General features: G+C 33.1%; 3 protein-coding genes. 2 read left to right on the forward strand and 1 reads right to left on the reverse strand.

What is annotated here, in order from left to right; all coding sequences use genetic code 11:
- Positions 1-106 precede the first annotated feature (106 nt).
- Complete coding sequence (locus A8L32_RS23195) at positions 107-805, forward strand: hypothetical protein (RefSeq protein ID WP_066633788.1); 699 nt, start codon at positions 107-109, stop codon at positions 803-805.
- Positions 806-818: 13 nt separating this feature from the next.
- On the opposite strand, the gene A8L32_RS23200 is transcribed toward A8L32_RS23195, so the two are convergent.
- Positions 819-1718 carry a CPBP family intramembrane glutamic endopeptidase gene (locus A8L32_RS23200; RefSeq protein WP_075591658.1) on the reverse strand — a complete coding sequence of 300 codons (900 nt, stop codon included), beginning with the start codon at positions 1716-1718 and terminating at the stop codon, positions 819-821.
- A gap of 171 nt (positions 1719-1889) precedes the next feature.
- Between A8L32_RS23200 and A8L32_RS23205 the strand changes: the two genes are divergently transcribed.
- Entirely contained in the window at positions 1890-3386 is a 1497-nt protein-coding gene (locus A8L32_RS23205) for a sensor histidine kinase (protein WP_066633792.1), read from the forward strand.
- Positions 3387-3409: the final 23 nt, after the last annotated feature.

The raw sequence follows: 3409 nt of genomic DNA on the forward strand, positions 1-3409 counted from the left end.
TTAAAGAATACCTTGATTTTTTTAAAGATGTATTATAATATGATTTGCAGTTAGTTATATTTTTTTTTAAATTGGCTGCGAATGCTTCACTTCAAAACTTTTATTGATGCCCTACAGAAGACTACCTAATACTGATCAGGCTCGATTACGTGCATTAAAAGCTGCCTTAGATAAAGGAAAGCAGAGCTATCCGTACGATTTAGCATACTCGCAGCAATTATATCATGATATTCAAGGATTATTACCTCAGTTTGAGCAAGCAGTATCACAATATACATTTAGTAAGGAGCGTCAGGCTAAATATGGAAAATTATTAGCAGATCAATTTAAGGAAGCACGTATTTATGTATCTCATTTTATCCAAGTATTAAATTTTTGTATTATCAGAAATGAGATTAAGCCAGAAGTAAGAGAAGCGTTTGGTTTAGATATAGAAGATAAAGCGGTTCCAGACCTTGGTACGGAGCAGCAACTTATACATTGGGGCGAAAAGTTAATAAAAGGTGAGGAGCAAAGGATGATGCTTGGTGGGTCTAGGATATACAACCCTTCCATTGCTATGGTAAAAATTAAATTTGAAAAATTTATAGAGTACTACCACAATCATAAAAACCTACAGTCTACGACTCAAAAGATGCACGAGAAGGTGCTTAATATGAGAGATCGTGTGGATAACCTTATCGTTAATATCTGGAACGGTATAGAAGAAAACTATAATGAGCTTCAGGGAGATAAAAGACGAAATGCCTGCTCTGATTACGGCATTGTATACATGTATCGTAAAGATGAAAAGCCAAGTGTATAGAGCTTGAGTTATTCTAGGTTAGCACTGTTCTTTTCTTTATATACTTTAGTATCAAAATAACTCCTATAATACTTAGTGTTATCCATATTGGGCTAGGGTATTCTTCGCTTACATTCAATGGATTGTTTTCATTATCGGCATCACTTAAATATACCTGATACATCATAAAAGCCATAAAGTTATTGATAAAATGGGCGCTTATAGGAAGCCAAATATTTTTACCATATAGCATTAGATATCCAAAAATAACTCCCAAAATAAAACGAGGTAAAAATCCGAAAAACTGGATATGTATTGCGCTAAATAAAGCAGCTGTAATAATAATAGCTAGGTGCTTTCGTTTAAATATACCCATTAAAATAGGCTGGATGGTTCCTCTAAATAGTAACTCTTCACCAATAGCAGGTAAAATGGCAATGATGCATATATTTAAGATTGATTCCGACCAATGACTATAGGATAAAAATATTTCAGTTGCTCTTTGTGCGCTATCTTCCTTACCTCTCATCCAATCTTCAATGTACTGTAATGAATCAGGAAAACTTAGGTTGTTGTTAATTATTCCAGTTATGCTGACGAAAGGCTGTGCAAGAACAACTACAAGTGCAGATAGAAAGATAAGTAAAATAATTTGGGGGTGTTTGTTTCTTGTTGTAGATGGAAATTTTTCAACGAGGTATTTAAATAAAAAAGGAGGGATAATAAACAAAGCAAAACTCTGTATAACCTGAAAATATTTGAGAAAAGATTGATTGTTAAGTAAAATATTGGGGTTGCTTAGTGAATCCATGCCCCAAATAGGAATTGCTATAATTGTACCCATAATGGTTAGTAAACCCCATGAAACAAGCACTAATATAACAAGTAATACTAATTGGTGAGTGTATGATATGTCTTTAAAACTACTCTTCACGTTTTTTTTATTTTTTTAGAATACGAATATAGCAGCAATTATTAATCGAGTCAAAAATTACTTATAAGTATAGTAGGTATTTCTTAGTGAGATTAAAAAATATCTTATTTAGTTTTCTTCAGGGCTATATTTTTTGTAAATTAGTTTTAGTGAGCCAATTAACTAATAACTATGAATAATCAAATTTCAGCCATTAATATTCCAGGTTTTATAAACAAAAGAACAACTAATATTGATGTTCACTGGTTTAATCTTAATTTTAAAAGTGGAGAGCGTCAGTTTAGAGAGGACTACTTTGCAGCATCTCTTTTGTTTAATAGGTTGTCAATAATTGTTTCAATTCTGTTTTTTACAGCTTTTGCCTTTCTCGATCAGCTTACGCTTAACGAGGTAAAAGGACAGTTGTTTACAATACGATTTGCTATAGTTTGTCCTATGATTGTAATTCTCTTTTCGCTCACATTTACAAGATTTTATAAGGATTACTGGCAACTTATCACATCCATTGGTACTTTTGTTGCTGGCGCTTCAATAGTGGCCATGACAATTACAGCACCACAACTCGGAAGTGGATATTACTACGTTGGTACTATTTTGGTTTTGATGTATTGTTATATGTTACTTAAGTTAAGGTTTGTATGGGCTGCTGTAACAGGTTGGGCTATTGTTCTTTCATATATAGTTTCTGTTTGTATTTTTCCTAACATAGATCACCACGATTGTGTAACCAATGTTTTTTTCTTGCTAAGTGCTAATATACTAGGAATGCTGGGGGCTTATTCTTTGGAATATTTATATCGTAAAGATTATTTCCATAGAAAACTTTTAAGAATTGCTCAGGAGAATGTTATTCGAGCTAATGGCATTCTTGAGTATAAGGTAAAAGAGAAAACTAAAGCGTTACAAGAAGATATAGAGGTGAGAAAAGAAACCGAGAAGAAACTTATTCAAGCCATTGAAAAAGCAGAAGAAAGTGATTATTTAAAAACATCATTTCTGCAAAATATGTCGCATGAAATAAGAACACCTCTAAATGCCATTTGCGGTTTTACTGGGATATTGACAGGCTCTAGATTAGTAGAGGAAGAAAGAAATAAGTATATATCAATAATTCAGAAGAGTAGTGATCAATTGTTAGCTATTGTGTCTGATGTTTTAACCATATCTTCACTAGAGACTGGGCAGGTTAAGGTTTATTGTGAAAGCTTTAATGTAAGCACGGTGATGCACGATTTGTACGTAATGTTTTCTTCTGCCGCTGAGGTTAAAGGATTGCAGTTAAAATTACTTATGCCTGAAGCTACACTTACCACCCTATTGTTTACCGATAAAACTAAGTTTATTCAGGTGATAAGTAATTTGCTTACCAATGCCATAAAATTTACTGAACAAGGAAGTGTTACTTTCGGTTATGAGCAGGTAAAGCATGAGTTGGTTTTCTTTGTTGAAGATACTGGTCTCGGAATAGATGAAGATATGATTACAAAAGTCTTTGAGCGGTTTAGGCAAGTCGATCCATCTCAGCAACGTATCGTAGGAGGTAATGGTTTGGGATTAGCTATTTCAAAAGGTTTTGTTGAATTACTAGGAGGAAGAATTTGGGTTGAGTCTGAAATTAATCAAGGATCGAGATTCTATTTTACCTTTTTAAAAGGAGATGTAAATTAAATAAAAAAACCAGTTCGAGTTTC

It is taken from the genome of Labilibacter marinus, from assembly GCF_001659685.2.
GTDB classification, from domain to species: domain Bacteria; phylum Bacteroidota; class Bacteroidia; order Bacteroidales; family Marinilabiliaceae; genus Saccharicrinis; species Saccharicrinis marinus.

Coding starts and splice junctions, on each gene's coding strand:
- A8L32_RS23195 (WP_066633788.1), top strand. CDS start 107: ATGCCCTACAGAAGACTACCTAATACTGATCAGGCTCGATTACGTGCA.
- A8L32_RS23205 (WP_066633792.1), top strand. CDS start 1,890: ATGAATAATCAAATTTCAGCCATTAATATTCCAGGTTTTATAAACAAA.